We start from the raw sequence: 23,131 nt of genomic DNA on the forward strand, positions 1-23,131 counted from the left end.
GCGCGATGGTGACCGCCACAGGTTGCGAAGCTTTGACCGTTGTGGGACATGTGGGAGCGAGCTTGCTCGCGATGGGCGTGCCCGATCCCTGAGACGCCGATCGCGAGCAAGCTCGCTCCTACCGGGTGACGGGCTGAGGCAGGATCGAGTCAGGTTCGCGCAGCAATGCCTTGCGCACCGCGCGCGCATCATCGGGCTCAAGGTCCGCCAGCATTTCAACCTCGCCCGACACCAGGGTCGCCACGGCGATGCCGTCGCGGAATGCGATGCGCGAACCGGCCAGGCGCGGCACTTTGGTGCCGGTGAGCACGGTGCCGAGCAGGTTCAGGGGATCAACCGCCGACACGCAGACCAGTGCACCGTCGTGCGGCCGTTGCCGCACCTGGCGCATCAGTCCGATCGCTTCGGGCAGCGCGAACTGCTCGCCGGAGAGCCCTGCAATGAAGCGGCCTCCGCGGATCTCGCCGCGTGCCTCGAGCCGGTGGTAGACACGCACCAGTTCGCGCCACGGCGGCAGCCAGGTGGCTTCGCGCTCGAGCATGCGCCAGCACACCACGCCGTGGCGTCGCAGCAGCACGCGGGCAATGTGCTCCACGTCTTCCGGGTCGCGCCTGTCGCTGCCCGGAGGACGCCTGATCAGTGCCCAGCGGCCGGCATCCTCGATGCCGAACAAAGCCGCGCGCCGGCGACGTCCACTCTGTGCGCCGGGGCGCTTCGACGCCGGCACCAGCAGCGCGCGCAGACCCGCGTAGCTGTCGCAATGGATGCGTCCGCGCGCGACCAGTTCGGCCAGAGCATCCTCCAGTTCCGTGCGCAGCAGGTGTGCGCCGGAGACGAGTTCGTCGAAGAACGAGGCACCGTGCTCGGCCAGGTAGTCGAGGACACGCTGCGCGCGGGTAGACATGGCTTCGTCGGCGGCGGCCGGCGGTGCCAGCCGTGTCCAGGTCGCGGCGTCGCGACGCGGCAGCAGGACGATGGGGGTGCTGCGGACCGGCGTGCTGCCGCGCGCGGCATTGGCCTCGTTGCTGCCAGCGCGCAGGCGTGTCCATAGCGTGCGACCTGATGTGCACAGGTCGTCGAGCCAGGAGATGGAGTAGTCGCTGACGCGTGCCGGCAGCAGTTCGGCTTCCCACGCCGAAGCTGGCGCCTCGTAGCCTTCCAGTTGCGACAGCACGCCGACCAGCGCTTCCGGGCCCTGGACACGGGCAGAGGGACTGACGCGCTGCCAGTCGAAGGCAAAGCGCATGAAGTCGCGCGGCGCCAGTGGTTCGATCTCGCGACGCAGGCGTCGCAGGGTGTAGCGATGGATGCGCGCCAGCAGGTGACGCTCGCACCATTCGTCGGCGTCGATGCCGGGCGTGAAGCGCCCCTGCATCACGTAGCCCTCGCTCTGCAAGCGCAGCAGGGTCTGTTCGACGTCGGTTCGCGGCAGCGAGAGTTCATCGGCGAGCACCTGCACCGGCGTCGGTCCGAGTCCGGTCAGGCGCGAACGCAGCAGTTCGACCAGGGCCTCGTCGCGCGTCCACAGCTGCTGCGCGAACTCGGCCGGAGCCTCGATGGCGGGTTTCAGCACCGCTTGTGGATGGATCGCCAGCAGCTGCGGCAGTCGCTCGGCGGCGCACCACAGGTCACTGCCATCGCCGCTGAGCACGGCGACGCCTCCGCTCAGGGCGATGCCGTCGCGACCCGACGGATCGTGCAGCGACGTGGCGCGGTGGTCCTTCGCCAGTCGCGCGAGCCAGTCGGCCCAGCCGTTCTCGCGCACTTCGCGCGCTGTCACCGCGCCCAGGCCCATCAGCGCCTCGTGCATCTCGTCGACGCTGCGTACCTGCGGCCACGCCTCTTCGCGTACCGCCTCGATCGCGGACGCATCGAGGCGACCGAGGTCGTCGGCGCTCTGCGCATCGGCATAGCGCCGGGTCTGCACGGCCTGGGTGCGGCGTTCCTCCAGCGGTGCGTCGTCGAGGAAGGAATACGGACGCGCGTTGAGCACTTCGGCCGCGAACGGCGACGGCGCACTGAGGTCGCGCGCGACAATCTTGACCTCGCCCGCCTCCATCGCCCGCAGCAGGCGCAGCCAGCCTTCGACATCCATCGCTTCGTGCAGGCAGTCGTGCAGGGTCTGTGCAACCAGCGGATGGTCGGGCACCTCGCGCTCGCCGACGAGGTTCTCGGCGCAGGCAACCTGGTCGGGGAACACGGTCGCCAGCAGGTCCTCGGACTTCATCCGCTGCAACTGCGGCGGCACCTTCTTGCCGCCGATGAAGCGCGGAAGCGCCAGCGCGGTCGTGGCGGCCCAGCGCCAGCGCACGCCGAACATCGGCGCGTCGAGCAGGGCCTGGATGAGAACGTGCTCGGCGGACGAGGAATGCAGATAGCGCGAGACCTCTTCCAGCGGGAAGCTGTGGCTGGTCGACAACGACAGCACGATCGCATCCTCGGTAGCGGCCGCCTGCAGCTCGAAGTTGAACTGGCGGCAGAAGCGCTTGCGCAGGGCCAGGCCCCAGGCGCGGTTGATGCGACTGCCGTAGGGGGTGTGGATGACGAGCTGGGTGCCGCCGCTTTCGTCAAAAAAGCGCTCCAGCACCAACGTGTGCTGGCTGGGCATCGCGCCCAGCGCGGCATGGGTGCTGGCGAGGTAATCGCTGACCTGTTGCGCGGCGGCCGCGGGCAGGCCGAGTTCGTCGCCAAGCCAGTCTTCACTGGTTGCCTGTACCGGCGTCATTGCCTCACCGTCCGCCGGCACGGTGGCGTCTAGCCGTGAAGCCACTTCCTCGCGCAGGCGCGACACCGCGAACGACAACTCGTCGCTGCGGCCGGGCGCTTCGCCGAGCCAGAACGGGATGCTCGGTGGCGCGCCCTGCGCATCCTCGACGCGAACCTTGCCCGGCTCCACGCGCAGGATGCGGTAGCTGGCGTTGCCGAGCTGGAAGATGTCGCCGGCCATGCTCTCGATGGCGAAATCTTCGTTGACGGTGCCGATGAACAACGATTCCGGTTCCACCACCACCGAATAGTCGGCGGTGTCGGGGATGGTGCCGCCGGACATCAGCGCGGTCATGCGCCCGCCCTTGCGACCACGCAGTTTGCGGTTGACCGCATCGCGGTGCAGGTAACCGGCACGGATGCCGCGTCGGGTGGTGAAGCCCTCGGCGAGCATGCGCACGACCGCGTCGAAGTCCTCGCGCGAAAGCTGCGCGTACGGCGTGGCGCGCCGCGCCCAGTCGTACAGCGCGTCCTCGTCCCATTCCCGGCAGGACACTTCGGCGACGATCTGCTGGGCGAGCACGTCGAGCGGTGCGTCGGGCATGACCAGCGCGTCGAGTTCGCCACGACGCACCGAGTCCAGCAGCGCCGCGCACTCGACCAGTTCATCGCGCGTCTGCGGGAACAGCCGGCCCTTGGGCACGCCGCCGACGTGGTGGCCGGAACGTCCGACACGCTGCAGGAAGGCGGCAATGGATCGCGGCGAACCAAGCTGGCAGACCAGGTCGACGTCGCCAATGTCGATGCCCAGTTCCAGCGAGGCGGTCGCCACCAGCACGCGCAACTCGCCGCGCTTGAGCTTCTGCTCGGCATCCAGGCGCAGTTCCTTGGCGAGGCTGCCGTGGTGCGCGGCGACCGCATCCTTGCCCAGGCGTTCGCCGAGATGGCGCGCCGCGCGCTCGGCCATGCGCCGTGTGTTGACGAACACCAGCGTGGTGCGGTGCTGTTCGACCAGGTCGGCCAGGCGCACGTAGACCTGGTCCCATTGATCGGTGGACATCACCGCGCTCAGCGGAGTCGGCGGCAGCTCGAGGGCGAGGTCGCGTTCGCGGGTGTAGCCGATGTCGACGATGGTGCAATCGACGTCATCCAACCCATCCCCTCCCAACCCTCCCCTTGAAGGGGAGGGCTTTGAGGCGCCGACGAGGAATCGCGCGACTGCCTCGATCGGCTTCTGCGTTGCCGACAGTCCGATGCGGGTGAGGTTGCGGCCGGCCAACGCCTCCAATCGCTCCAGCGACAGCGCCAGGTGGCTGCCGCGCTTGCTCGCGGCGACGGCGTGGATTTCATCGACGATCACACTGCGGACGGTCGACAGCATCGCGCGACCGGATTCGGAGCCCAGCAGCACGTACAGCGACTCGGGCGTGGTGACCAGGATGTGCGGCGGCTTGCGTCGCGTCAGTGCGCGCTCGGCCTGCGGGGTGTCGCCGGTGCGCACCGCGGTGCGGATCTCGACGTCGGGCAGGCCCATCGCCTCCAGCTCGGCGCGGATGCCGGCGAGCGGGGCCTCCAGGTTGATGCGGATGTCGTTCGACAGCGCCTTCAGGGGCGAGATGTAGACGACCACCGTTTCGTCAGGCAATGCCGCGGCCGGTTCGTTGCCGAACAGGCCCGGGGCGTCAGCGTTCGCCAGGCCCTGCCGGATCAGGCCGTCGATCGCGGTCATGAATGCGGTCAGGGTCTTGCCTGAACCGGTCGGCGCAGCGACCAGGGTGTTGCGCCCGCTGCGGATCGCCGGCCACGCCTGCACCTGCGCCGGGGTCGGCGCAGGAAATGCCTTGGAGAACCAGGCGGCAACGGCGGGATGGAAGGCATCCAGGGGCATGACGGAATCCTGTCGCAGGGCCGTCTCAGTCCATGAGACGACGTTCAGGTTGGCAGGCCGGAAGACGAGGTGAATGACGCGGTGAATGAGAAGATGGGGGCATGACCGCAGCACCCAATAACCTCGCCCCTGCCACCCACGAGGACGCCGACCGCCTGCGCGAGTGGCTGCGTCCGCATCAGCGTGTGTTCGTGCTCACCGGCGCCGGTTGCAGCACCGATTCGGGCATCCCCGACTACCGCGATGGCGACGGCCAGTGGAAGCGCACGCCGCCGGTCACCTACCAGGCGTTCACGGCAGAACCGCGGGTCAACGCCCGCTACTGGGCGCGCAGCTTCATCGGCTGGCCGCGCATCGCGCAGGCCCGGCCCAATGCCGCGCATCTCGCGCTCGCGGGCTGGGAGCAGCAGGGGCGCCTGACGACCCTGCTCACCCAGAATGTCGACGGCCTGCACCAGCGTGCCGGCAGCCGCGACGTCATCGACCTGCATGGTCGGCTCGACGACGTGGTCTGCCTGGCCTGCGGCGATCGTCTGCCGCGCGCGACGATGCAGGAGCGACTGGCCGCACTGAATCCCGATTGGCTCGGTATCGACGCTGCTACCGCACCTGACGGCGATGCCGATCTCGACGGCCACGACTTCAGCGCATTCCGCGTGCCGCCTTGTGCGCGCTGCGCGGGGATGCTCAAGCCCGACGTGGTGTTCTTCGGCGAGAACGTGCCGCGCCCGCGCTACCTGCAGGCGCAGGAGGCGCTGCAGGCATCCGATGCGGTGCTGGTGGTGGGCTCGTCGCTGATGGTCTATTCGGGTTTCCGCTTCGTGCGCAGCGCGCACGAGGCCGGGATGCCGATTGCGATCGTCAACCGCGGAAGGACGCGTGCCGACGAGTTGGCCGGGCTCAAGCTCGAAGCCGACGCCGGCGCGGTGCTGTCGGCGGCGATGATGATGTAGGAGCGAGCTTGCTCGCGAACCGGCGCCGCCGGCAGGCGATCGCGAGCAAGCTCGCTCCTACAGGTTTGACGCGACGGGCGTTGCAACGCCCGTCGCGTCCGGGTCGATCAGGCTTCCTTGCCCACGGCCAGCAGGCTGTGCTTGCGGCCGTAGATCAGATAGGCAACCACGCCGATCACGTTCCACACCAGGAACCACAGCTGCGTGCGATGCGGCAGGCTCCAGAACAGGTACAGGCAGCCGAAGATCGCGATCGGTCCGACCACCCACGCCAGCGGCGTGCGGAACAGGCGCTTGCGCTCCGGGTCGCGCTTGCGCAGCACCAGCAGGCACACCGCCACGGCGATGAAGGCCGCCAGCGTGCCGGCGTTTGCCAGTGCGGCGATCTCGTCCAGGCGCGCCACACCGGCCAGCGCCGCCACCAGCGTCGCGGTGAACAGCGTGGTGGCGATCGGCGTGCCGGTGCGCGGGCTGACCTTCGACAGGCCACGCGGCAGCAGGCCGTCACGCGACATCACGAAGAAGATGCGGCTCTGGCCGTACAGGAATGCCAGCAGCACCGTCGGCAATGCGATCACGGCGGCGGCGGCAATGACGGTGGCGGCCTTGCCCTGCCCCAGTTCGCGCAGGATCAGCGCCAGCGGCTCCGGGCTGTTGCCGAACACGGTGTAGCTCAGCGCGCCGACGGCGGCCAGGGCCACGACCATGTAGATCAGCGTGCAGCCGACCATCGAACCGACGATGCCGATCGACAGGTCACGGCCGGGGTTCTTGGTTTCCTCGGCCGCCGTGGAGATCGCATCGAACCCGTAGAAGGCGAAGAAGATGATCGCCGCCGCGGCCATCACGCCGCGCTCCACTCCGTCCGCACCCATCGACTTGGCGAAGCCGTACGGCATGAAGGGCTGGGTGTTGGCGACATCGAAATGCGGCAGGGCGATGGCGACGAAGATGCCCAGCGCGATGATCTTGAGCACCACCAGGACCGCGTTGAGCGTGGCGCTCTCGCGCGTGCCCGCCATCAGCAGGCCGGCCACGACGAAGACGATGCCCACCGCGGGCAGGTTGATCAGGCCGCCTGCGTGCGGGCCGGCGGTCAGCCACAACGGCAGGTCCACTCCGAGCCCCTTGAGGAAGCCGACCGCGTAGCCGGACCAGCCGACCGCCACGGTGCTCACCACCAGCGAGTACTCCAGGATCAGGCTCCAGCCCACCACCCAGGCGATCGCCTCGCCCAGCACGATGTAGCTGTAGGTATAGGCGCTGCCGGCGGCCGGCATCATCGTGGCCATTTCGGCGTAGGCCAGGGCAGCGCAGGCGCAGACGATGCCCGCGACGAGGAACGACAGCAGCACCGCGGGGCCGGCGAGATTGGCGCCGACGCCGATCAGGGTGTAGATGCCGGTGCCGACGATGGCGCCGATGCCCAGCGCGATCAGGTGCGGCCAGCCCAGGGTTGGCACCAGGCGGCGCCCTTCCTCGTGGACCGTGACCCGGTCGATGTCCTTGCGCCGGAACCAAGTCTGCATAGAACCCTCTGTCGAGCTGGCGAAATGGACGCACATAGTGGGGCAAAGCCGGCGGCGATGCGATGTGCACTGCAGCTTGCATGGGACGGGGTGTTGGGGTGTGGCCGCCGGGCAGCGATTGCTGCAACGGTCCCTGCCGCCGGGCGGCAAGGAGTTGCGCGTCGGGAGTATCCGCTCGGTCAGCGCGGAGCGATGTATCCGCCCGGCACGCCCCTGGGCGACAGCACCAGTTGCCACAGCTGCGTGTGCCTGCTGCGGAAGCTGGCCATCGAGGCCGACAGGTAGAACCGCCACATGCGCTGGAAGCGCTCGTCGTAGCGGGCGGGCAGGTGCGCCCAGGCACGCTCGACGTTGTCGAGCCACGCCTGCAGCGTGAGCTCGTAGTCGGCACCGAAGTTGTGCCAGTCCTCCATCACGAACAGGCCTTCGCAGCTGGCCGCGATCTGCGCGGCCGAGGGCAGCATCGAGTTGGGGAAGATGTAGCGCGCGATCCACGGGTCGGTGACACGCACCGAGACATTGGTGCCGATCGAATGCAGCAGGAACAAGCCGTCCGCGGCCAGGGACCGCCGTGCCACTTCGAAGTAGGTGCGGTAGTTCTTGACGCCGACGTGCTCGAACATGCCGAGCGAGAAAATCGCATCGAAACGCTCGTCGCCCTCGCCTGCCCCGACCTCCCGGTAATCCTGCAGCCGGAACTCGATCGGCAGGCCCGCGCACAGATCGCGCGCGAAGGCCGCCTGTTCCCGCGACACGGTGATGCCGACGCCGCTGATGCCGTAGCGTTCGGCGGCGAACTTCAACGCCTCACCCCAGCCGCAACCGATGTCGAGCACGCGCATGCCGGGCTTGAGATTGAGCTTGCGGCAGACCAGGTCGAGCTTCGCCTCCTGCGCCGCGTCGAGGTCGTGCAGGCGCGCGCCTTCGCGGTCGCGCCAGTAGCCGCAGCTGTAGACCATGCGCTGGCCGAGCATGGCGCGATACAGGTCGTTGCCGAGGTCGTAATGGCGCTCGCCCACGACGAAGCTGCGGCGTCGGCTCTGCAGGTTGGTCAGGTAGGCCTTGACCCCATCGGCCCATGCCTTCCAGCCGCGCACCCGGCGGTCGAGGTCGGCACTGATGACCTTGTACAGGAAGCCATCCAGCGACGCGGCTCGCCACCAGCCGTCCATGTACGACTCACCCAGCCCGAGCGATCCCTCGACCAGGACACGGGCGAAGAAACGGTCGTCCTCGATCTGGACGTCCCAGGGACGATTGCCGCCGACCCGGACGTCGGCCATCGACAGCAACTGCTCTACCCGACTGCGCAATGCGGACATGGCGACCTCGGCTATGCGTCTGGCCCCCCTCGGGCCTGGCCCCGCGCAACTGGCGGGCAGCCCGATCCTATCGCGATGCCGGGAAAGACGGCATCAACTGCCGCCCAGGCGGACATCAGCCCCCGCTAAACAGCGACCGGTACTCGGGGGCCACGAACGGCAGCAGCACGTCGGCGGGCACTTCCACCGTCTGGGTGCCGTCGGAATACGGGCCGACCTGGTACGGGGCGAACACGAAGCGCAGGCCGCCCAGCTTGCCGTCAGGCGCGGCCATCGGTTCGAACAGGGCAAAGTCGGTGGGCGCCGGCTCGGTGCCGTCGTCGATCATGCGCGAGGCGTTTTTGACCACCTCGGCGCGCTCCTCGGCCGGCAGGTCATCGGCGTCGACCCGCTGCGACAGCGCCGAATGCAGCTGCTCGCGGACGTAACCGGAAATCGCCGCCCAGCCCTTGTCGTCGCGCACCAGCTCGCGCGCGGTGAGCAGGCGTTGCTGCTGCGGCAACCAGACAAAGCGCGCGATCAGCGGTGCACCGTGCGCGCCGCCGGTATAGCTGCTGCCGTCGGCAGCGACCGCGACCACGCTGGGGGTGTTCATCAGCTCGGTGAAACTGAGCGAGAGGTCGTAGGGTGCGCTGGTCGCGCCGCCCGGCTGGCTACGCGACTTCGCCGCCTCGATCAGGTCGGCACGCGCGGCATCGGCGAACTTCTTCAGTTCGGCGGCAAGCGCCGGATGCTGTCCGGCGGGGACCTGGTAGCTGATGCCGATGATGTAGTCCGGCGTGGACTCGGACACATCCTTGAGTTCGACCGCGACAGGTACGTCGGCCGCAGCGGCCGGCGTGGCGGGTGCGCCCGTGGCGGTGGTCGTGGTTGCCGGCGCCGCCGGCTCGCCTTCGCGCTTGCAGCCTGCAAGTACCGCCAGGCCAAGCAACGACAGCATGAGCAGTTGCTTCATGGGCCATCCCTTGTCGATGCGCATCAGGTTAGCGGCGACGGCGTGATGCCCGTATGCACGCACGGCGCGGCGCCGGGAAGGCAGCCTCGATGGCGTTGAAGTCGGGGTTGGTTCGAATTGGTACATGGGCAGATTGGACTTCGGCAACGGCACGACACTTCACCGGGCAGGACAACACCTGCTGAAACGTTTGCCGGTGCCCGCTTCCCCACTCGGCATCGCTCGACTTTGCGGCGCAGGAGTTACCACTGCGTCCGTTGCGGCAACAGCCCCTGCAGCTCGGCGTCGGTCAGGTTGCGCCACTGGCCGGGCTTGAGGTGGCCGAGCTTGACGTTGCCGATGCGCACGCGCAGCAGCTGTTTCACGCGCATGCCGAAGTGCGCCGCCATCAGGCGGATCTGCCGGTTGAGGCCCTGCACCAGGACGATGCGGAAACCGAACTTGCCCAGCTTGCCGGTCCGGCACGGCAGCGTCATCTGGCCATGGACCGGGACGCCACGCGCCATCGCGCGCACGAACTCGTCGGTCACCGCGTGGTTCACCACCACCAGGTATTCCTTCTCAAGCTTGTTCTCGGCGCGCAGGATCTCGTTGACGATGTCGCCGTTGCTGGTCAGCAGGATCAGGCCCTCGGAGTCCTTGTCGAGCCGGCCGATCGGGAAGATGCGGTGCTGGTGGCCGACGAAGTCGACGATGTTGCCCTTGACCCCGGCTTCGGTGGTGCTGGTGACGCCGACCGGCTTGTTGAGGGCGATGTAGACGTGCTGGCGCTTGCCCTTGCTGGCCTGGCGCACCTTCAGCGGCTGGCCGTCGACCAGGACCTGGTCGCCCTCGCCGACCTCGGCGCCGATCCGCGCGCGCGCGCCGTTGACGGTGACCCGGCCCTCTGCGATGAGGTTGTCGGCTTCGCGACGCGAGCAGAAGCCGGTGTCGCTGATGTGCTTGTTCAGGCGCATGCGGGCAGGCGCCAGGGGCGCGGCAGTCGGGGGATGGGCGCGCATGCTGTCACACATGAGCGCGGGGGGACAGCGCCGAGGACCGGCCAATCATCCTGGCCGGCCTGGACGCTGCCGCCGGCCGGTCCCGGGTCAGGCCAGCAGCTGGTTGTACTCGGGGTGGCGCTCCACCCAGGCCGCGGCGTAAGAGCACTGCGGGTGGACATGCCAGCCCTGCGCCCTGGCGAACTCGAACGCCTCGCGGACCAGTTCGCCGGCAATGCCACGACCGCCTATCGCCTCGGGCACGCCGGTGTGGGTGATCACCATCTTGCTGCCCTCGCGGTGGTACTCCAGGCGGGCGTCGACGCCATCGACGGTGGTAATGAACGCGCCGATCACCGGGTCATGATGGATCTGGTGCTGGGTCATGGGGGTCTCTTGGTGTGGGGTGCCAGGGAAACGGGCGCACGGCGCGTGCGCCCGGATTCACTGGCAACGGTAGCTCAACGGCTGTCGCGCTTGCCCTGGTTATGACGGTCCTGGGTGCCGATGCTGCCCTGGATCGCCTCCATGCGGCTTTCGGCGGCATGCAGTTCACCGGCCTTGGCGGCCGCGCTGTCGGACTGGAAACCGGGCTTGGGGACGTGCCCGTGGGCGGGATCGAACTGCTGCCACGGCTGCGGCTGGTGGTCGCGCTCGTGCTTGAGCGCCAGCAGTTCCTGGGTGTTGGCCAGGGCCTGCTCGGGGGTGATGCGCGGCTTGCTGGGGGCGCGTGCGGCGCGCTTGCGCGGGACCGGAGTCTTTACCGCTGCCTTAGCAGGAGCCTTGCGCGCGGTGCGGGCGACGACCTTCCTGGCCGGTGCCTTTGCAGCGGTCTTGCGAACCGTCTTCCGGGCGACCTTCTTGCTCGTGACCTTCTTGGCAACCTTGCGAGCCGATGCCGTCTTGCGTGCTGGCGCCTTGCGCGCGGTCGTCTTCTTCACGACCTTCTTCGCTACCTTCCTGGTAGCGGTCTTCTTCGCGACTTTCTTCGCGACCTTCCTGGTTGCAGTCTTCTTTGCCACGGCCTTCTTTGCTGCCGTCTTGCGCGCGGGGGTCTTGCGCGCCGCGGTCCTGGCGGTGGTCTTCTTCCGGGCCGTCTTGGCGACGACCTTCCTGGCGGACTTCTTTGCAGCCTTTTTGGCGGTCTTCTTCGCCGGTTTCTTCGCGGTGGCCTTGCGGGCGGTGGTCTTGCCTGCCTTCCTGATCGCCATGCCTGGCACTCCTGGGCATCGTCTGGGGGAAGTTTTTGGATATCACGGCCGACATTCATGCCGGGTGAGCGGAACGCGTGCCCGAGCGCCGCATTACGTCATCCGTTCAGTCCCGGCCGCGACCAGTAATGACCGATTGCGTCACATTTTCACGCTCGACCCGAGGCCAGGCCAAGGTGAGACGGCTGGCACGGAATCTGCGTGATACCAAGCAGGAAAGTCAGTACGGAGAACACCCATGACCGTGCACCACCTGACCCTCGGCCACGTCAGCGACGACGCCCTGATGACGCGCATGTTCGACCTGGTCCAGAACGGCAAGGAAGGCTCGATCGAGTCGTCACAGATCGATGCCGAAATCTACGCCCGCCTGCTCGAGACCTACGGCGCCGACGGCGAACCGACGTCGGACCGCCACGCGGCCTGACTGATTGCGTTCGACCGGGTCTTGCGGCCCGGTCGGCACCAGCTCGGGTAGCTGGGGGGCGCCCTGAGCGCGGCGGGCCTGCGTGTCGCAGGTCCGCCGCAGTCCCTCCTGCTGCCGCGGTCCGTCCTTCTCAGCCGAAGGACGGATTCATCAGGCGCTCCAGGAAGATCGTTCCCACGCGCGGCTCCATCAGCAGCATGAACAACACGCCATAGATCGCACCCGACAGGTGCGCGCTGTGGTTGATGTTGTCTCCGCCGCGACGATCCATCCAGAACGAATAGGCGACGTAGGCCACCGCGTACAGGATCGCCGGCATCGGCAGCACGAACACGATGATCAGCGACCACGGCTTGAGCAGCACGTAGGCGAACAGCACCGCCGACACCGCGCCGGAGGCACCGAGGCTGCGGTAACTCGGATCGTGGCGATGGCGCAGATACGTCGGCAGGATCGCGATCACTATCGCCGACAGGTAGAACAGCAGGAAGCCGAACGGCCCGATCAACTGCCCGATCACGCCTTCGATCACGCGACCGAAGAAATACAGCGTGATCATGTTGAACAGCAGGTGCGACCAGTCGGCATGGATGAATCCATGCGTCACCAGTCGGTCGTACTGGTGGTTGCGGTCGATCGCCGGCGGCCACAGGATCAGGCGGTTGAGCAGCTGCGGCCGCTCGAAGGCCAGCCACGAGACGCCCACGGTCACGGCGATCAGTATGAAAGTCAGCATCCGTTGAAGCTCCTGGCATCGATGTCGGCAGTGGTCGGCATCATGCGCTGCGGTAGTTGTCCTGCATCGGGTAGGTGCGCGCGTACAGAGCGAACGCCGCCGCGGCGACGAATGCGAAGCCGGCGAAGAAGAACATCAGGAAGGCGTTCTCGCTAAGTCCGGTGTTGGCGATATGCGAGATCACCGCGTCGTTGCGGACGCTGGCATTGGTCAGCAGCACCCACAGGCTGCCGAAGGTGATGGCCAGGTACCAGAAGGCCATGATCACGCCCTTCATCGCGCGCGGCGCCTGGCTGTAGGCGAACTCCAGCGCGGTCGCCGACACCAGCACTTCGCCGAAGGTCAGCAATGCGTATGGCAGCATCTGCCAGTCCAGCGTCACCGCATGGCCGCCATCGAGGTACAGCTGGATCAGGCCGGCGCCGATCCAGGCCACGCCGGAGAACGCGATGCCCCACCCCATGCGCTTGAGCGCGGTCGGCTCGTAGCCGAGCCTGCGCAGCGCTGGATACAGCACGATGTTGTTGAACGGGATCAGCAGCATCACCAGCAGCGGATTGATCGCCTGCATCTGCGCGGCGTCCTTGATCAGCCAGCTCGGCCACCACCAGGAGTCGTGCGGCATCACCATTTCGTTGCCCTGCAGCACCCAGGTCGAGGCCTTCTGGTCGAACAGCGAGTGGAACGGCGTCGCCAGCGCGAACACGATCAGGATGCGCAGCACCGCGCGCACGCCATCGACCGCGGCCTGCGGGTGCTTGCCGCGGGCGCGGTCGAGCTGCATCGAGGTGCCCATGCCGCCGAAGGCGATGATCAGGCCCAGCGCCATGCAGGCACAGATCACGAATCCCAGCTTGGGAATCAGCAGCAGCGCGCCGACCGCAAGCACGCCGCCGATGGCCGCCACGACCAGGCCCGGCCGGCCCTGCCCAGGCGACTGCGACAGCAGCGCGGTTCGCGCCACGTGCAGGAACGAGTGCGGGTCGGCCGCGGCCGGCGGCACGTTGACGTATTGCTTGCGGCCCAGCCAGAAGATGAAGGTGGCGATGAACATCAGCACGCCGGGAATGCCGAAGGCCACGGCCGGGCCGTACTCGCGCAGGAAGATCGGCATCAGCAGCGAGGCGAAGAAGCTGCCGAAGTTGATGATCCAGTAGAAGGCGTCGAAGACGATCTTCGCCAGGTGCTTGTTGCTCTGGTCGAACTGGTCGCCGCAGAACGACACCACCAGCGGTTTGATGCCGCCTGACCCCAGCGCGATCAGGAACAAACCGGTGTAGAAGCCGGTGCGGTTGTCCTCGAAGATGGCCAGGCAGGCGTGGCCGACGCAGTAGACCAGTGAGAACCACAGCACGGTCTGGTACTTGCCGAAGAAGCGGTCGGCCAGCCAGCCGCCGAGCAGCGGGAAGAAGTACACGCCGATGACGAAGCTGTGGAAGACGTCCTTTGCGATGCCTGCACGTTCGGCTTCAGGTGCGTACAGCAGCAGCGTGCTGACCAGGAACGGCGTCAGGATGTTGCGCATCCCGTAGAAACTGAACCGCTCGCAGCCCTCGTTGCCGATGATGTAGGGAATCTGCCGGGGCATCTTGCCCTGGGAATCCCCCTGGTGTTCGGCGGTGGCGGCGCTTGCGGTGGTCGTCATCTACGGCGGTCCTGCGGGTACGTTCACGGATTCAGTGCGGGCGTGCCGCGGCCGGCAGCGCCGGCAGCGGCGGATGGGCAAGCCTACCCGATCAGTGCTCTCCGTCGCTCAGGCCCAGTCGGTCAGGCCTTCGCGTTCGTACAGGGTCTTGAAGGACGGTCGTGCCTTCAGGGCCTGCGCCAGCGCCGCCAGGTGCGGCCAGTCGTGACCGGGGCGCGGCATGTTGCGGGTCCAGCGCATCAGCATGGCGAGGTAGAAGTCGGCCGCGCTCAGGCGCTCGCCGAGCAGGTACGGGCCATTGGCGGCCAGGTGTGCGTCCAGTCGATCCCAGGCGGCCTCGACGCGGCGGCGGGTGCCTTCGCGCACTTCATCGACCTGGTCGTCGCCGATGATGTCGCCGGGGTACCACCACAACCGCATCGGCGATTGCACGGTGTTGGCCAGGTTCAACATCCACTGCAGGTAGGGGCCGCGCAGCGGACTGTCGACCGCGGGCGCGAGGCCTGAGTCGGCATGGCGATCGGCCAGATGCAGCACGAGTGCCGCTGCCTCGTAGAGGGGCTTGCCGTCGGCGACCAGGGTCGGCACCAGGCCGTTGGGGTTGAGCGCGAGGTAGTCGTCGGACTTGTGCTGCCGGGCCTGCGTGTCGACCAGGCGCAGTTCGTGCGGTGCGTCGAACTCGATCAGCAACCAATGGACGACGAGGCTCGCCGCGCCGGGCGAGTAATAGAGGCTGTACATGATTGGATCCCCGGGAGGTAATTCGATCTAGGTGGCAATGATCGCATGCGTGAACATGCAATCCGTCATCCCGGCGAACGCCGGGATCCAGTGTCGAAGTGTCAATGACCAAGGTCCTTGATGCGTTACGGGCCTGGGTCCCGGCGTTCGCCGGGACGACGGGAAGGAGAGTTGCTGCTGCCATACCGATGGCAGCAGCGTGACCCGAGCCAGCAAAGGCCCTGACTCATCTCGGCTACCATGCCGCGACATTTTCGTGAGATGCCCGCGCAATGACCCGTTCGCCGCTCGCCGTCGCAACCCTCGCCGCACTGCTCACCACGCTCCCCGCCCTCGCCGCCCCGACCTCGTCCGCGCTCACCACCGTGTCCGAGCGCAGCGGCTTCGTGAAAACCGGTCGCTATGACGAGGTCATCGCCCTGTGCACCGAGTTCGCACGGCGCTATCCCGACGCGGTGCGTTGCAGCGACTTCGGCACCACGCCCGAAGGCCGGCCGATGAAGGTGCTGGTCGTGTCGAAGGCCGGTGCGTTCACGCCGGAAGCGGCGAAGGCCAAGGGCTTGCCGGTCATGCTGATCCAGGGCGGCATCCATGCCGGCGAGATCGACGGCAAGGACGCCGGATTCCTCGCCCTGCGCCAGGCGCTCGACGGCGAAGCCGCGCCCGGCGCGCTCGACAAGCAGGTGCTGCTGTTCGTGCCGGTGTTCAACGTCGACGGCCACGAGCGCTTCGCCCGCTGGAACCGTCCCAACCAGCGCGGCCCGGGGGAGATGGGCTGGCGCACCACCGCGCAGAACTACAACCTCAACCGCGACTACGTGAAGGCCGACACGGCCGAAATGCAGGCGATGCTGAAGCTGGTCGACGCCTGGGATCCGCTGGCCTACGTCGACCTGCACGTCACCGACGGCGCCAAGTTCGAACACGACGTCTCGATCCAGGTCGAACCGGTGAACAGCGGCGACGAGGCACTGCGCGCGGCCGGCACCGCCCTGCGCGACGGCGTGATCGAGCGGCTGGCCGCGGAAGGCTCGCTGCCGCTGCCGTTCTATCCGTCGTTCGTGAAGAGCGACGAACCCGATTCCGGCTTCGAGGACGGCGTTCCCACGCCACGCTTCTCGCACGGTTACTTCCAGCTGCGCAATCGCCTGGGCATGCTGGTCGAGACGCATTCCTGGCGCGAGTATCCGCATCGCGTCAAGGTCACGCGCAACATCATCGTCGCCCTGCTCGACCTGGTCGCCAGCAATGGCGCGCAATGGCAGCAGCAGACCGCGGAGGCCGACAGGCGCGCCGCAGCCCTCGGCGGCCAGCCGGTCGCCCTCGACTACAAGGCCACCGACAAGAGCCGCACCATCGACTTCCGCGGATATGCCTACACGCGCACGCCGTCGGAAGTGTCGGGCGCGCTGATGACCCGTTACGACGAGACCAGGCCTCAGATCTGGAAGCTCCCGCTCCGCGACCAGATCGTGCCCGACCACGTCGTCACCGCACCGCGGGGCGGTTACCTCGTGCCGGCCGCGCATGCGGGCTGGGTTGCGGCCAAGCTCGAGCAGCACGGCATCAGCTACCGCCGCCTTGCCGGCGCACAGTCGAAGGCCAGGGTCGAAGCATTCCGCGCCGACAAGGCCAGCTTCGGCGCGCAGTCGGTCGAAGGGCACCAGCGCCTGACGCTCAGCGGCCAGTGGAAGGCCGAGACCCAGGACGTCGCCGCCGGCGCCCTGTTCGTGCCGATCGCACAGCCCGAGGCGCGGCTGGTCATGGCGCTGCTGGAACCGCAGGCGCCTGATGCGCTGGTGGCCTGGGGCGAGTTCAACAACAACTTCGAGCGCAAGGAATACATGGAGGACTACGTCGCCGAGGACGTGGCCCGGCAGATGCTCAAGGACCCGAAGGTCAAGGCCGAATTTGAGCAACGTCTCAAGGACGACGCCGCCTTCGCCGCCGACCCGCAGGCGCGACTGGAATTCTTCGCCCGGCGCCATTCTTCGTGGGATTCGCGCTACCGCCTGTACCCGGTGCTGCGCACCGATGGCACACCGCGCTGACGCGTTTTCAACATTCGCGCCGTTAGGCTGGGCATCTTCCCAGGAGAGATGCCCATGTTCGAGTCGAAGCCGTTTTCGTCGTCGTTGCCCAGCCTGTTCGGCATCGCCCTGGCGGTGTCACTGGCGGCTTGCCAGCCAGGCAACGACTCCGGGGCTGCTTCGACCGCGCCCGCGCCACCGCTGACCCAGGGTGCGCACGCGATCACCGGCAGCGCGGCTTACCGCGAGCGGATCATGATGCCGCCGGGCTCGAGCCTGCGCGTGCAGCTGATCGACAACCAGCTCGCCGACACGCCCGATGCGGTGCTGTCGGACATGACGTTCAAGGACCTTTCGGGCCCGCCGTTCGCCTTCAGCCTGCCCTATGACCCGGTCAAGCTGCGCAGCGGTGGCCAGTATGGATTGCATGCGTCGCTGATCGGGCCCGATGGCAAGCTCTGGTTCGTCACCGACACGCGCACGACGGTGGACCCCGCCGCCAACGTGCCGGTCGAATTGCAGCTGGTGCGCGTGACGTCGCCCGCGCCGGCCGCCGCCGCAGACAAGACCAGCTACTGGCAATGCGGCGAGCTTCGCCTCAGCGCCGATTTCAGCCAGCCCGAACGCACCGTGCTTTCGTTCTCCGGTCGCGACCTGACGATCCCGCTGGCGATGTCCGCCTCCGGCGCACGCTATGCCGACGACAAGGGCAACGAGTTCTGGACCAAGGGTGACAGCGGCACGCTTACGCTGACCGGCGAAGAGAAGCGCGAGTGCAAGCAGGCCGATGGTCCCTCGCCGTGGGAAGCGGCCAAGGCACGCGACATCGGTTTCCGCGCGGTCGGTAACGAACCGGGCTGGTGGGTCGAGGTCGGCATGGGCGAGGCGCCGGTGATGCGCGCCGAGCTCGATTACGGCGCACGCAAGATCGAGGTCGCCAACGCGCAGCCCATCAAGGGTGGAACCGGCTTCAGTGGCAAGACCGCCAACGGCACGCAGGTCGAGCTGAAGATCGAACGCAAGCCATGCCAGGACGACATGAGCGGCAGTTCGTTCGAGGCCAGCGCGCAACTCAGCGCCGGTGACAAGACATACAAGGGTTGCGGCGCCTTCCTGCGGGACTGAAGGCGTGTGCCGCTACGACATGTACTTCCAGTTGCGCGACTTGCCCTCGGCCACCCATTCCAGGGTCTGCTGCAGCCGTCGCTGCCGGGTTTCCGCGCGCTTGGCTTCGACGATCCACTCGATGTAGTCGCGCCGATAGCTGGGCGGGAACGCTTCGAAATGCGCGCGCGCCGTCGCGTTGCCCTGCAATGCGGCGGCGAGATCCTCGGGAACCTCCAGCGCCGGCCTGGCCTTGGCGGCCTTGCTGGCCGGACGCGTGCTGCCGCTGTCGATCAGCGCCATCGCCTGTTTGATGAAGCCGGTCAATTCACGCTTGCCGGGCAGGTCCGCAAGGCGCGTGATGCGGCCGAACTGGCCCATGCCCTGCTCGCTGCGCGCGGCGCCCTCGATCTGCTCGCCCTGCCAGAAACCGAATCCGACGTGCTGCTTGAAGGCCGCCATTCCGCACAGGATCTTGCCGCGGTAGGTGAAACTCGGCATGCCCCATTTGATCGTTTCCTCGACCTCGGGGCAGCCGCCATGGACGACCGCGCGCAAGTGCGTGAGCAATGGCCTGGCGAACTCCGCGGAACGGGCGATATAGGCGTCGATTCGCGGGTCGAGGGCAGCCATGGACGGGTCCGGAGTGAGCGCGTCCTATTGTGCACATGCTTCCACGTTGGAATAGACGAGGGGCGGAAAATGTCACCGGCAGCGAAGGGGGAACGGCCATGGCCCTGCGTGATCGACGTACACCCGGCAGCGACATCCATGTACGGCAGCGGCGCATCGGCCTGACCGGTCCGCAGGCCCGGATGCTGGTCGCCTGCGAACATTACGGCTGGAAGCTGGCCTTCATCCGCGAGCCGCTGGAACATCCGACGCCGGTGCTGTTCGCCACGGCCCGCGACTTCGTCGTCGTGCGCGAAGACGGCAGTATCGACCGCGAACCGCAGATCGAGATTCGACACTGAAGTCTGGCTGCTAATGCAGCGGCCAGCGTTCGATGATCCGGTAGGTCTGGCCGGACTGGCTGTCGACCAGGACGAAGTCGCGCACCGGCCACGGCAGTGGCGCGATCGGCGTGGCGGAAAGATGGCGGCGCACGTTGCGCTGGATGGTCACGTGCGGACTGAAGGCCGGTGCCGGCCGCATCGGCACATCGCGCTGGCGCAGCGCGGTGCCCAGCGACTCCCAAAGTTCCTGCAGGCCTGCGGGAGTTTCTGTCGGGCCCAGCCACCAGACATTGCTGCCGCGGAAGCTGCCGGCGCGATCCAGTTCCAGTCCAAAGGGCGACGCGCGCACCTGCGCCGCAGCCGCGCATGCGTCGTCGAGCAATGCCGGCGGCAACGAAGCGAAGTCACCGAGGAACTGCAGCGTCATGTGCAAGCGCGCGGCGTTGAGCCGGCGCCCACCGGGAGCGAGTTCCTTCTCGAGGCGAGCCGCCGCCTCGTCGATCGAATGCCGCAGCGCATCGTCCGGCCACAGGGCGAAGAACAGGCGATGCCTCTGCGGGCCGTCACTCATGCAAACGCGCCCTGCTCGTCAGCGTCCTGACGATGGCGCCTGCTTGCGCAGGTAGTCCGCCAGCCCGCGCAGTTGCAGGCCCTGGACCTGGTCGACCACGGGCGCGAACTTGCCCAGGTCGTCTGGCGAATAGCCACCGGCGCGGTAGTACAGGGTGATGCGCGTGCCCCCGCCTTCGGCCGCGGCCAGGCGGAACTCCAGCGCGCCGCTGATGCCCATCCCCTGCAACGGTCCCAGTCCACCGAGCATGCGCAGGGTCTTGCCCGGGTCGACGAAGCTGACCGTCAGATGCTGTGCCTGCTGCGATCCGGCGATCTCGCAGAAGCAGCCACCGGCGCGCGCATCGATGGACAGTTTCGATGCCTTGCCCCACCAGGTGTGATCCTTCGGCCACCAGCGATCGACATCGCCGACCAACGCCGTCCACGCCGTGTCCGCGTCGACCGGCACCACTTCGCTGTTCTCGACGGTGAATCCCGTCGGCGACGAGTCCTTGACCGCCGCCGTGGCCGGCAGCGATGCGCAGGCAAGTGCCATGACAATTGCGATGTGCGTAGATTGCATGCATCACCTCCGGCAGGATCCGGCGCAATTAACCCATCGCCCACCGGTCGCCGCAAGTGCGGTCAGTGCCGGTCCGGCGGCCTCACCCGGTATGCCAGGCTGATCCGCGGCCCGACCGGCTCACGCGTCTTGGCGATGCCGTGCAGGTAGTGCAGTTGCGAGGCATGGCTCATCACCAGCAGGCTGCCGGGCTCCAGGTCGATGTGCATGCTGCGCGCCGGCGGCACCTTGGCACGAATGGCCATGCGCCGCGGCGCACCGAGCGAGAGCAGCGCGATCGGCTGGGCGGGCACGAGGCTGTGCAGCTTGTCGTTGTGTGGGGCGACGCTGTCGTTGCCGTCACGGTAGTAGTTGAGGCCCACCGCATTGAACGGCGCCGACAGATGCTCGCGCAGGCGCACGGCGGCATCGGCGAGCGGCCCAGGCAGCGCTGCGTCATCGAGCCGATAGCCGGCGACCAGGCGTGGCACGTCGACGACCCGGTCGTACATGGGGCGTTGCTGCGCCTGCCAATCGACCGCTTCACGAAGGATGGCGAACCAGCGCGCCGCCAGGCCGTCGTCTATGAACCGCGGCCAGTAGCGCACGCCGCCCTCGGCGTCGGTGATCAGCGTGCGTGGGCCGGACGCGAAGAGTTCGGGCTGGGCGGAGGCGTGGCGCATCCGGATGACTTTGGTTCGGGAGCGTCTCAGCGGTTGAGACGGCAAAGTCAGAAAGGGGCCCGGCGTTCGCCGGGACGACGGTTTCAGGTGCAAAGTCGCTGGGTCCCCGCCTTCGCGGGGATGACGGAGCAAGGGCAACGTCCATGGGTTCCCGCCTTCGCGGGAACGACGGTGGTGTGCCTCAGGCGTCCAGCTCGCTCCAGCGCGCGTAGGCCCCGTCCAGATCCAGCTGCGTCTGCGCCAGCAGCGCGTTGTGCGCGTTGATCGCCGCCGCATCGCGCTGGAAGAACGACGGCTCGTTCATCTGCGCGGTGAGCTCGGCCAGCCTGGTCTCGAGGGATTCGATCCGCAGCGGCAACTGCTCCAGCTCGCGCGTTTCCTTGTAGCTCAGCTTGCGCTTGGGTGCCGCTGCGGGAGCGGCGGCCACCGGCGTTGCCGGTGCCAGAACCGGCTTGCCCGGCGCGCTGACCGAAGCAACCGGGCGCTGTCGCAGCCAATCGGTGTAGCCGCCCACGTACTCGCCGACGCGGCCCTCGCCTTCCATGACCAGGGTCGAAGTCACGACGTTGTCGAGGAAGTCGCGGTCGTGGCTGACCAGCAGCAGGGTGCCGGGGTAATCCCCGAGCATCTCTTCGAGCAGCTCGAGCGTCTCGACGTCGAGATCGTTGGTCGGTTCGTCCATCACCAGCAGGTTGGACGGCTGCGCGAACAGCTTGGCCAGCAGCAGGCGGTTGCGCTCGCCGCCGGACAGGCGGGTGATCGGTGCTCGGGCGCGCTCGGGCGTGAACAGGAAATCCTGCAGGTAGCCGATGACGTGCTTGGACTTGCCGCCGACCTCGACGAACTCGCGGCCTTCGGCGACGTTCTCCAGTGCGTTCCAGTCCTCGCGCAGGGTTGCGCGGTACTGGTCGAAATACGCCACCTGGATGTTGCTGCCGAGCTGGATCTCGCCGACGTCGGGCTTGAGTTCGCCCAGCAGCAACTTGATCAGTGTCGTCTTGCCGCTGCCGTTGGGGCCGATCAGGCCGATTCGGTCACCGCGGAAGATGGTCGTCGACAGATCGGTGATGAGCTGCCGCTCGCCGTGGCCAAAGCTGACGCCCTTGGCCTCGACCACCTTGCGTCCGGACGCTTCGCCCTGCGCCAGCGCCATCTTGACGTTGCCGGTGAGGTCGCGACGTTGCATGCGTTCCACGCGCATCGCCTTCAGGCGACGCACGCGGCCTTCGTCGCGGGTGCGGCGGGCCTTGATGCCCTGGCGGATCCACACTTCTTCCTGCGCCAGCATCTTGTCGAAGCGCGCGTTCTCCTGCGCTTCGGCGTTGAGCCGCTCCTCGCGGCGTCGCTCGTAGTTGGCCCAGTCGCCGGGCCAGCTGGTGACCTGGCCGCGGTCGATCTCGACGATGCGCGTGGCCAGCGACCGCAGGAAGCGGCGGTCATGGGTGACGAAGAGCAATGCGCCCTGCCAGCCCTTGAGGAAGTTTTCCAGCCAATCAATTGCTTCGATGTCGAGGTGGTTGGTCGGTTCGTCCAGCAGCAGCAGGTCCGGCGCCGAGACCAGCGCGCGGGCCAGCAGCACGCGGCGCTTGAGGCCACCGGACAGGCTCGAGAACAGCGCGTCGCCATCCAGGCCCAGGCGATCCAGGGTCTCGGTCACGCGCTGATCGAGCGACCAGCCGTTGGCGTCCTCGATCTTCGCCTGCACCTTGGCCAACGCGTCGGTGTCGACGTGGTCGGCATGAATGATGTGGTGGTACTTGGCCAGCCACTTGCCCAGGTCGCCCAGTCCGCCGGCGACCACGTCCCAGACGTCGCCGCCAGCATCGCTCGGCACTTCCTGCTCCAGCCGCGCCACGCGCACGCCGCCTTCGCGGCGGACTTCGCCACCGTCGGGGTGGATCTCTCCGGCCAGCAGGCGCATCAGGGTGGATTTGCCGGCGCCGTTGCGCCCGATCAGGGCGATTCGCTCACCGGCATCGATGGTCAGGGCTACATTTTCCAGCAGCAGCGGGCCGCCGACGCTGTAGTCGACGTTTTGCAGGGTCATCAGGGGCATCCGGCCATTCTACTTGGCACGGGCCGTCACAGTGCCAAGCGCGTTGCCGCCGGCGCATACTTGGCGCCAGGCCGCAGCACGGTGCCGTGGCCACC

20 protein-coding genes are annotated in these 23,131 nt (G+C 67.7%); 5 read left to right on the forward strand and 15 right to left on the reverse strand.

Annotated features, from left to right (window positions below):
• Positions 1–118: 118 nt before the first annotated feature.
• Positions 119–4,594 carry a DEAD/DEAH box helicase gene (locus AC3A3Q_RS08040; RefSeq protein WP_487585747.1) on the reverse strand — a complete coding sequence of 1,492 codons (4,476 nt, stop codon included), beginning with the start codon at positions 4,592–4,594 and terminating at the stop codon, positions 119–121.
• Positions 4,595–4,695: 101 nt separating this feature from the next.
• Between AC3A3Q_RS08040 and AC3A3Q_RS08045 the strand changes: the two genes are divergently transcribed.
• Complete coding sequence (locus tag AC3A3Q_RS08045; RefSeq protein WP_487585748.1) at positions 4,696–5,547, forward strand: NAD-dependent protein deacetylase; 852 nt, start codon at positions 4,696–4,698, stop codon at positions 5,545–5,547.
• A 107-nt stretch (positions 5,548–5,654) separates the two neighbouring features.
• Here the strand turns inward: AC3A3Q_RS08045 and AC3A3Q_RS08050 are convergent, their stop codons facing one another.
• The 6 genes from AC3A3Q_RS08050 to AC3A3Q_RS08075 form a co-directional block, all read right to left on the reverse strand.
• A complete protein-coding gene (locus tag AC3A3Q_RS08050; protein ID WP_487585749.1) occupies positions 5,655–7,076 on the reverse strand; it encodes an amino acid permease in 1,422 nt (473 codons plus the stop codon).
• A gap of 179 nt (positions 7,077–7,255) precedes the next feature.
• Positions 7,256–8,398 (reverse strand): cyclopropane fatty acyl phospholipid synthase, encoded by a 1,143-nt coding sequence (gene cfa, locus AC3A3Q_RS08055; protein ID WP_487585750.1) that lies wholly within the window; start codon positions 8,396–8,398, stop codon positions 7,256–7,258.
• Positions 8,399–8,513: 115 nt separating this feature from the next.
• Positions 8,514–9,353, reverse strand: coding sequence for a DUF3298 and DUF4163 domain-containing protein (locus tag AC3A3Q_RS08060; RefSeq protein ID WP_487585751.1), 840 nt, complete (start codon positions 9,351–9,353; stop codon positions 8,514–8,516).
• Positions 9,354–9,595: 242 nt separating this feature from the next.
• The gene (locus tag AC3A3Q_RS08065) at positions 9,596–10,354 is read right to left on the reverse strand and encodes a pseudouridine synthase (protein ID WP_487585752.1); all 759 of its coding nucleotides are present in this window, start codon (positions 10,352–10,354) and stop codon (positions 9,596–9,598) included.
• Positions 10,355–10,441: 87 nt separating this feature from the next.
• The gene (locus AC3A3Q_RS08070; protein WP_487585753.1) at positions 10,442–10,720 is read right to left on the reverse strand and encodes a GNAT family N-acetyltransferase; all 279 of its coding nucleotides are present in this window, start codon (positions 10,718–10,720) and stop codon (positions 10,442–10,444) included.
• A gap of 74 nt (positions 10,721–10,794) precedes the next feature.
• Positions 10,795–11,544 carry a hypothetical protein gene (locus tag AC3A3Q_RS08075; RefSeq protein WP_487585754.1) on the reverse strand — a complete coding sequence of 250 codons (750 nt, stop codon included), beginning with the start codon at positions 11,542–11,544 and terminating at the stop codon, positions 10,795–10,797.
• Positions 11,545–11,782: 238 nt separating this feature from the next.
• On the opposite strand from AC3A3Q_RS08075, the gene AC3A3Q_RS08080 reads away from it, so the two are divergent.
• Positions 11,783–11,971 carry a hypothetical protein gene (locus AC3A3Q_RS08080; RefSeq protein ID WP_487585755.1) on the forward strand — a complete coding sequence of 63 codons (189 nt, stop codon included), beginning with the start codon at positions 11,783–11,785 and terminating at the stop codon, positions 11,969–11,971.
• A gap of 130 nt (positions 11,972–12,101) precedes the next feature.
• Here AC3A3Q_RS08080 and AC3A3Q_RS08085 read toward each other — a convergent pair whose 3' ends face one another.
• From AC3A3Q_RS08085 to AC3A3Q_RS08095, 3 genes are all read right to left on the reverse strand, one after another.
• Positions 12,102–12,707, reverse strand: a complete 606-nt coding sequence (locus AC3A3Q_RS08085; RefSeq protein WP_487585756.1) for a rhomboid family intramembrane serine protease — start codon at positions 12,705–12,707, stop codon at positions 12,102–12,104.
• A gap of 40 nt (positions 12,708–12,747) precedes the next feature.
• Positions 12,748–14,352, reverse strand: a complete 1,605-nt coding sequence (locus tag AC3A3Q_RS08090) for a POT-type proton-dependent oligopeptide transporter (RefSeq protein WP_487585757.1) — start codon at positions 14,350–14,352, stop codon at positions 12,748–12,750.
• 108 nt (positions 14,353–14,460) lie between these two features.
• Positions 14,461–15,096: a glutathione S-transferase family protein gene (locus AC3A3Q_RS08095; RefSeq protein WP_487585973.1), complete on the reverse strand. Its 636-nt coding sequence runs from the start codon at positions 15,094–15,096 to the stop codon at positions 14,461–14,463.
• 269 nt (positions 15,097–15,365) lie between these two features.
• On the opposite strand from AC3A3Q_RS08095, the gene AC3A3Q_RS08100 reads away from it, so the two are divergent.
• The gene (locus AC3A3Q_RS08100) at positions 15,366–17,144 is read left to right on the forward strand and encodes a M14 family metallopeptidase (RefSeq protein ID WP_487585758.1); all 1,779 of its coding nucleotides are present in this window, start codon (positions 15,366–15,368) and stop codon (positions 17,142–17,144) included.
• Positions 17,145–17,198: 54 nt separating this feature from the next.
• Positions 17,199–18,248, forward strand: a complete 1,050-nt coding sequence (locus AC3A3Q_RS08105) for a YbaY family lipoprotein (RefSeq protein ID WP_487585759.1) — start codon at positions 17,199–17,201, stop codon at positions 18,246–18,248.
• Between the two features lie 12 nt (positions 18,249–18,260).
• On the opposite strand, the gene AC3A3Q_RS08110 is transcribed toward AC3A3Q_RS08105, so the two are convergent.
• A complete protein-coding gene (locus tag AC3A3Q_RS08110; RefSeq protein ID WP_487585760.1) occupies positions 18,261–18,860 on the reverse strand; it encodes a YdeI/OmpD-associated family protein in 600 nt (199 codons plus the stop codon).
• 98 nt (positions 18,861–18,958) lie between these two features.
• Here AC3A3Q_RS08110 and AC3A3Q_RS08115 point away from each other — a divergent pair, with 98 nt between their 5' ends.
• Entirely contained in the window at positions 18,959–19,201 is a 243-nt protein-coding gene (locus AC3A3Q_RS08115) for a hypothetical protein (RefSeq protein WP_487585761.1), read from the forward strand.
• Between the two features lie 10 nt (positions 19,202–19,211).
• On the opposite strand, the gene thpR is transcribed toward AC3A3Q_RS08115, so the two are convergent.
• The 4 genes from thpR to AC3A3Q_RS08135 form a co-directional block, all read right to left on the reverse strand.
• Positions 19,212–19,754, reverse strand: coding sequence for an RNA 2',3'-cyclic phosphodiesterase (thpR, locus tag AC3A3Q_RS08120; protein WP_487585762.1), 543 nt, complete (start codon positions 19,752–19,754; stop codon positions 19,212–19,214).
• An 18-nt stretch (positions 19,755–19,772) separates the two neighbouring features.
• Positions 19,773–20,318, reverse strand: a complete 546-nt coding sequence (locus AC3A3Q_RS08125; RefSeq protein ID WP_487585763.1) for an SRPBCC family protein — start codon at positions 20,316–20,318, stop codon at positions 19,773–19,775.
• Positions 20,319–20,380: 62 nt separating this feature from the next.
• Complete coding sequence (locus AC3A3Q_RS08130; RefSeq protein ID WP_487585764.1) at positions 20,381–20,980, reverse strand: alpha-ketoglutarate-dependent dioxygenase AlkB family protein; 600 nt, start codon at positions 20,978–20,980, stop codon at positions 20,381–20,383.
• A gap of 181 nt (positions 20,981–21,161) precedes the next feature.
• The gene (locus AC3A3Q_RS08135; RefSeq protein ID WP_487585765.1) at positions 21,162–23,036 is read right to left on the reverse strand and encodes an ATP-binding cassette domain-containing protein; all 1,875 of its coding nucleotides are present in this window, start codon (positions 23,034–23,036) and stop codon (positions 21,162–21,164) included.
• Positions 23,037–23,131: the final 95 nt, after the last annotated feature.

Source organism: Lysobacter sp. Soil_C_59 (genome assembly GCF_057656415.1).

Bases quoted from the DNA above. Each gene is read 5' to 3' on its own strand.
- AC3A3Q_RS08040 (WP_487585747.1), bottom strand. From the start codon at position 4,594: ATGCCCCTGGATGCCTTCCATCCCGCCGTTGCCGCCTGGTTCTCCAAG.
- AC3A3Q_RS08045 (WP_487585748.1), top strand. From the start codon at position 4,696: ATGACCGCAGCACCCAATAACCTCGCCCCTGCCACCCACGAGGACGCC.
- AC3A3Q_RS08050 (WP_487585749.1), bottom strand. From the start codon at position 7,076: ATGCAGACTTGGTTCCGGCGCAAGGACATCGACCGGGTCACGGTCCAC.
- cfa (WP_487585750.1), bottom strand. From the start codon at position 8,398: ATGTCCGCATTGCGCAGTCGGGTAGAGCAGTTGCTGTCGATGGCCGAC.
- AC3A3Q_RS08060 (WP_487585751.1), bottom strand. From the start codon at position 9,353: ATGAAGCAACTGCTCATGCTGTCGTTGCTTGGCCTGGCGGTACTTGCA.
- AC3A3Q_RS08065 (WP_487585752.1), bottom strand. From the start codon at position 10,354: ATGCGCGCCCATCCCCCGACTGCCGCGCCCCTGGCGCCTGCCCGCATG.
- AC3A3Q_RS08070 (WP_487585753.1), bottom strand. From the start codon at position 10,720: ATGACCCAGCACCAGATCCATCATGACCCGGTGATCGGCGCGTTCATT.
- AC3A3Q_RS08075 (WP_487585754.1), bottom strand. From the start codon at position 11,544: ATGGCGATCAGGAAGGCAGGCAAGACCACCGCCCGCAAGGCCACCGCG.
- AC3A3Q_RS08080 (WP_487585755.1), top strand. From the start codon at position 11,783: ATGACCGTGCACCACCTGACCCTCGGCCACGTCAGCGACGACGCCCTG.
- AC3A3Q_RS08085 (WP_487585756.1), bottom strand. From the start codon at position 12,707: ATGCTGACTTTCATACTGATCGCCGTGACCGTGGGCGTCTCGTGGCTG.
- AC3A3Q_RS08090 (WP_487585757.1), bottom strand. From the start codon at position 14,352: ATGACGACCACCGCAAGCGCCGCCACCGCCGAACACCAGGGGGATTCC.
- AC3A3Q_RS08100 (WP_487585758.1), top strand. From the start codon at position 15,366: ATGACCCGTTCGCCGCTCGCCGTCGCAACCCTCGCCGCACTGCTCACC.
- AC3A3Q_RS08105 (WP_487585759.1), top strand. From the start codon at position 17,199: ATGTTCGAGTCGAAGCCGTTTTCGTCGTCGTTGCCCAGCCTGTTCGGC.
- AC3A3Q_RS08110 (WP_487585760.1), bottom strand. From the start codon at position 18,860: ATGGCTGCCCTCGACCCGCGAATCGACGCCTATATCGCCCGTTCCGCG.
- AC3A3Q_RS08115 (WP_487585761.1), top strand. From the start codon at position 18,959: ATGGCCCTGCGTGATCGACGTACACCCGGCAGCGACATCCATGTACGG.
- thpR (WP_487585762.1), bottom strand. From the start codon at position 19,754: ATGAGTGACGGCCCGCAGAGGCATCGCCTGTTCTTCGCCCTGTGGCCG.
- AC3A3Q_RS08125 (WP_487585763.1), bottom strand. From the start codon at position 20,318: ATGCAATCTACGCACATCGCAATTGTCATGGCACTTGCCTGCGCATCG.
- AC3A3Q_RS08130 (WP_487585764.1), bottom strand. From the start codon at position 20,980: ATGCGCCACGCCTCCGCCCAGCCCGAACTCTTCGCGTCCGGCCCACGC.
- AC3A3Q_RS08135 (WP_487585765.1), bottom strand. From the start codon at position 23,036: ATGCCCCTGATGACCCTGCAAAACGTCGACTACAGCGTCGGCGGCCCG.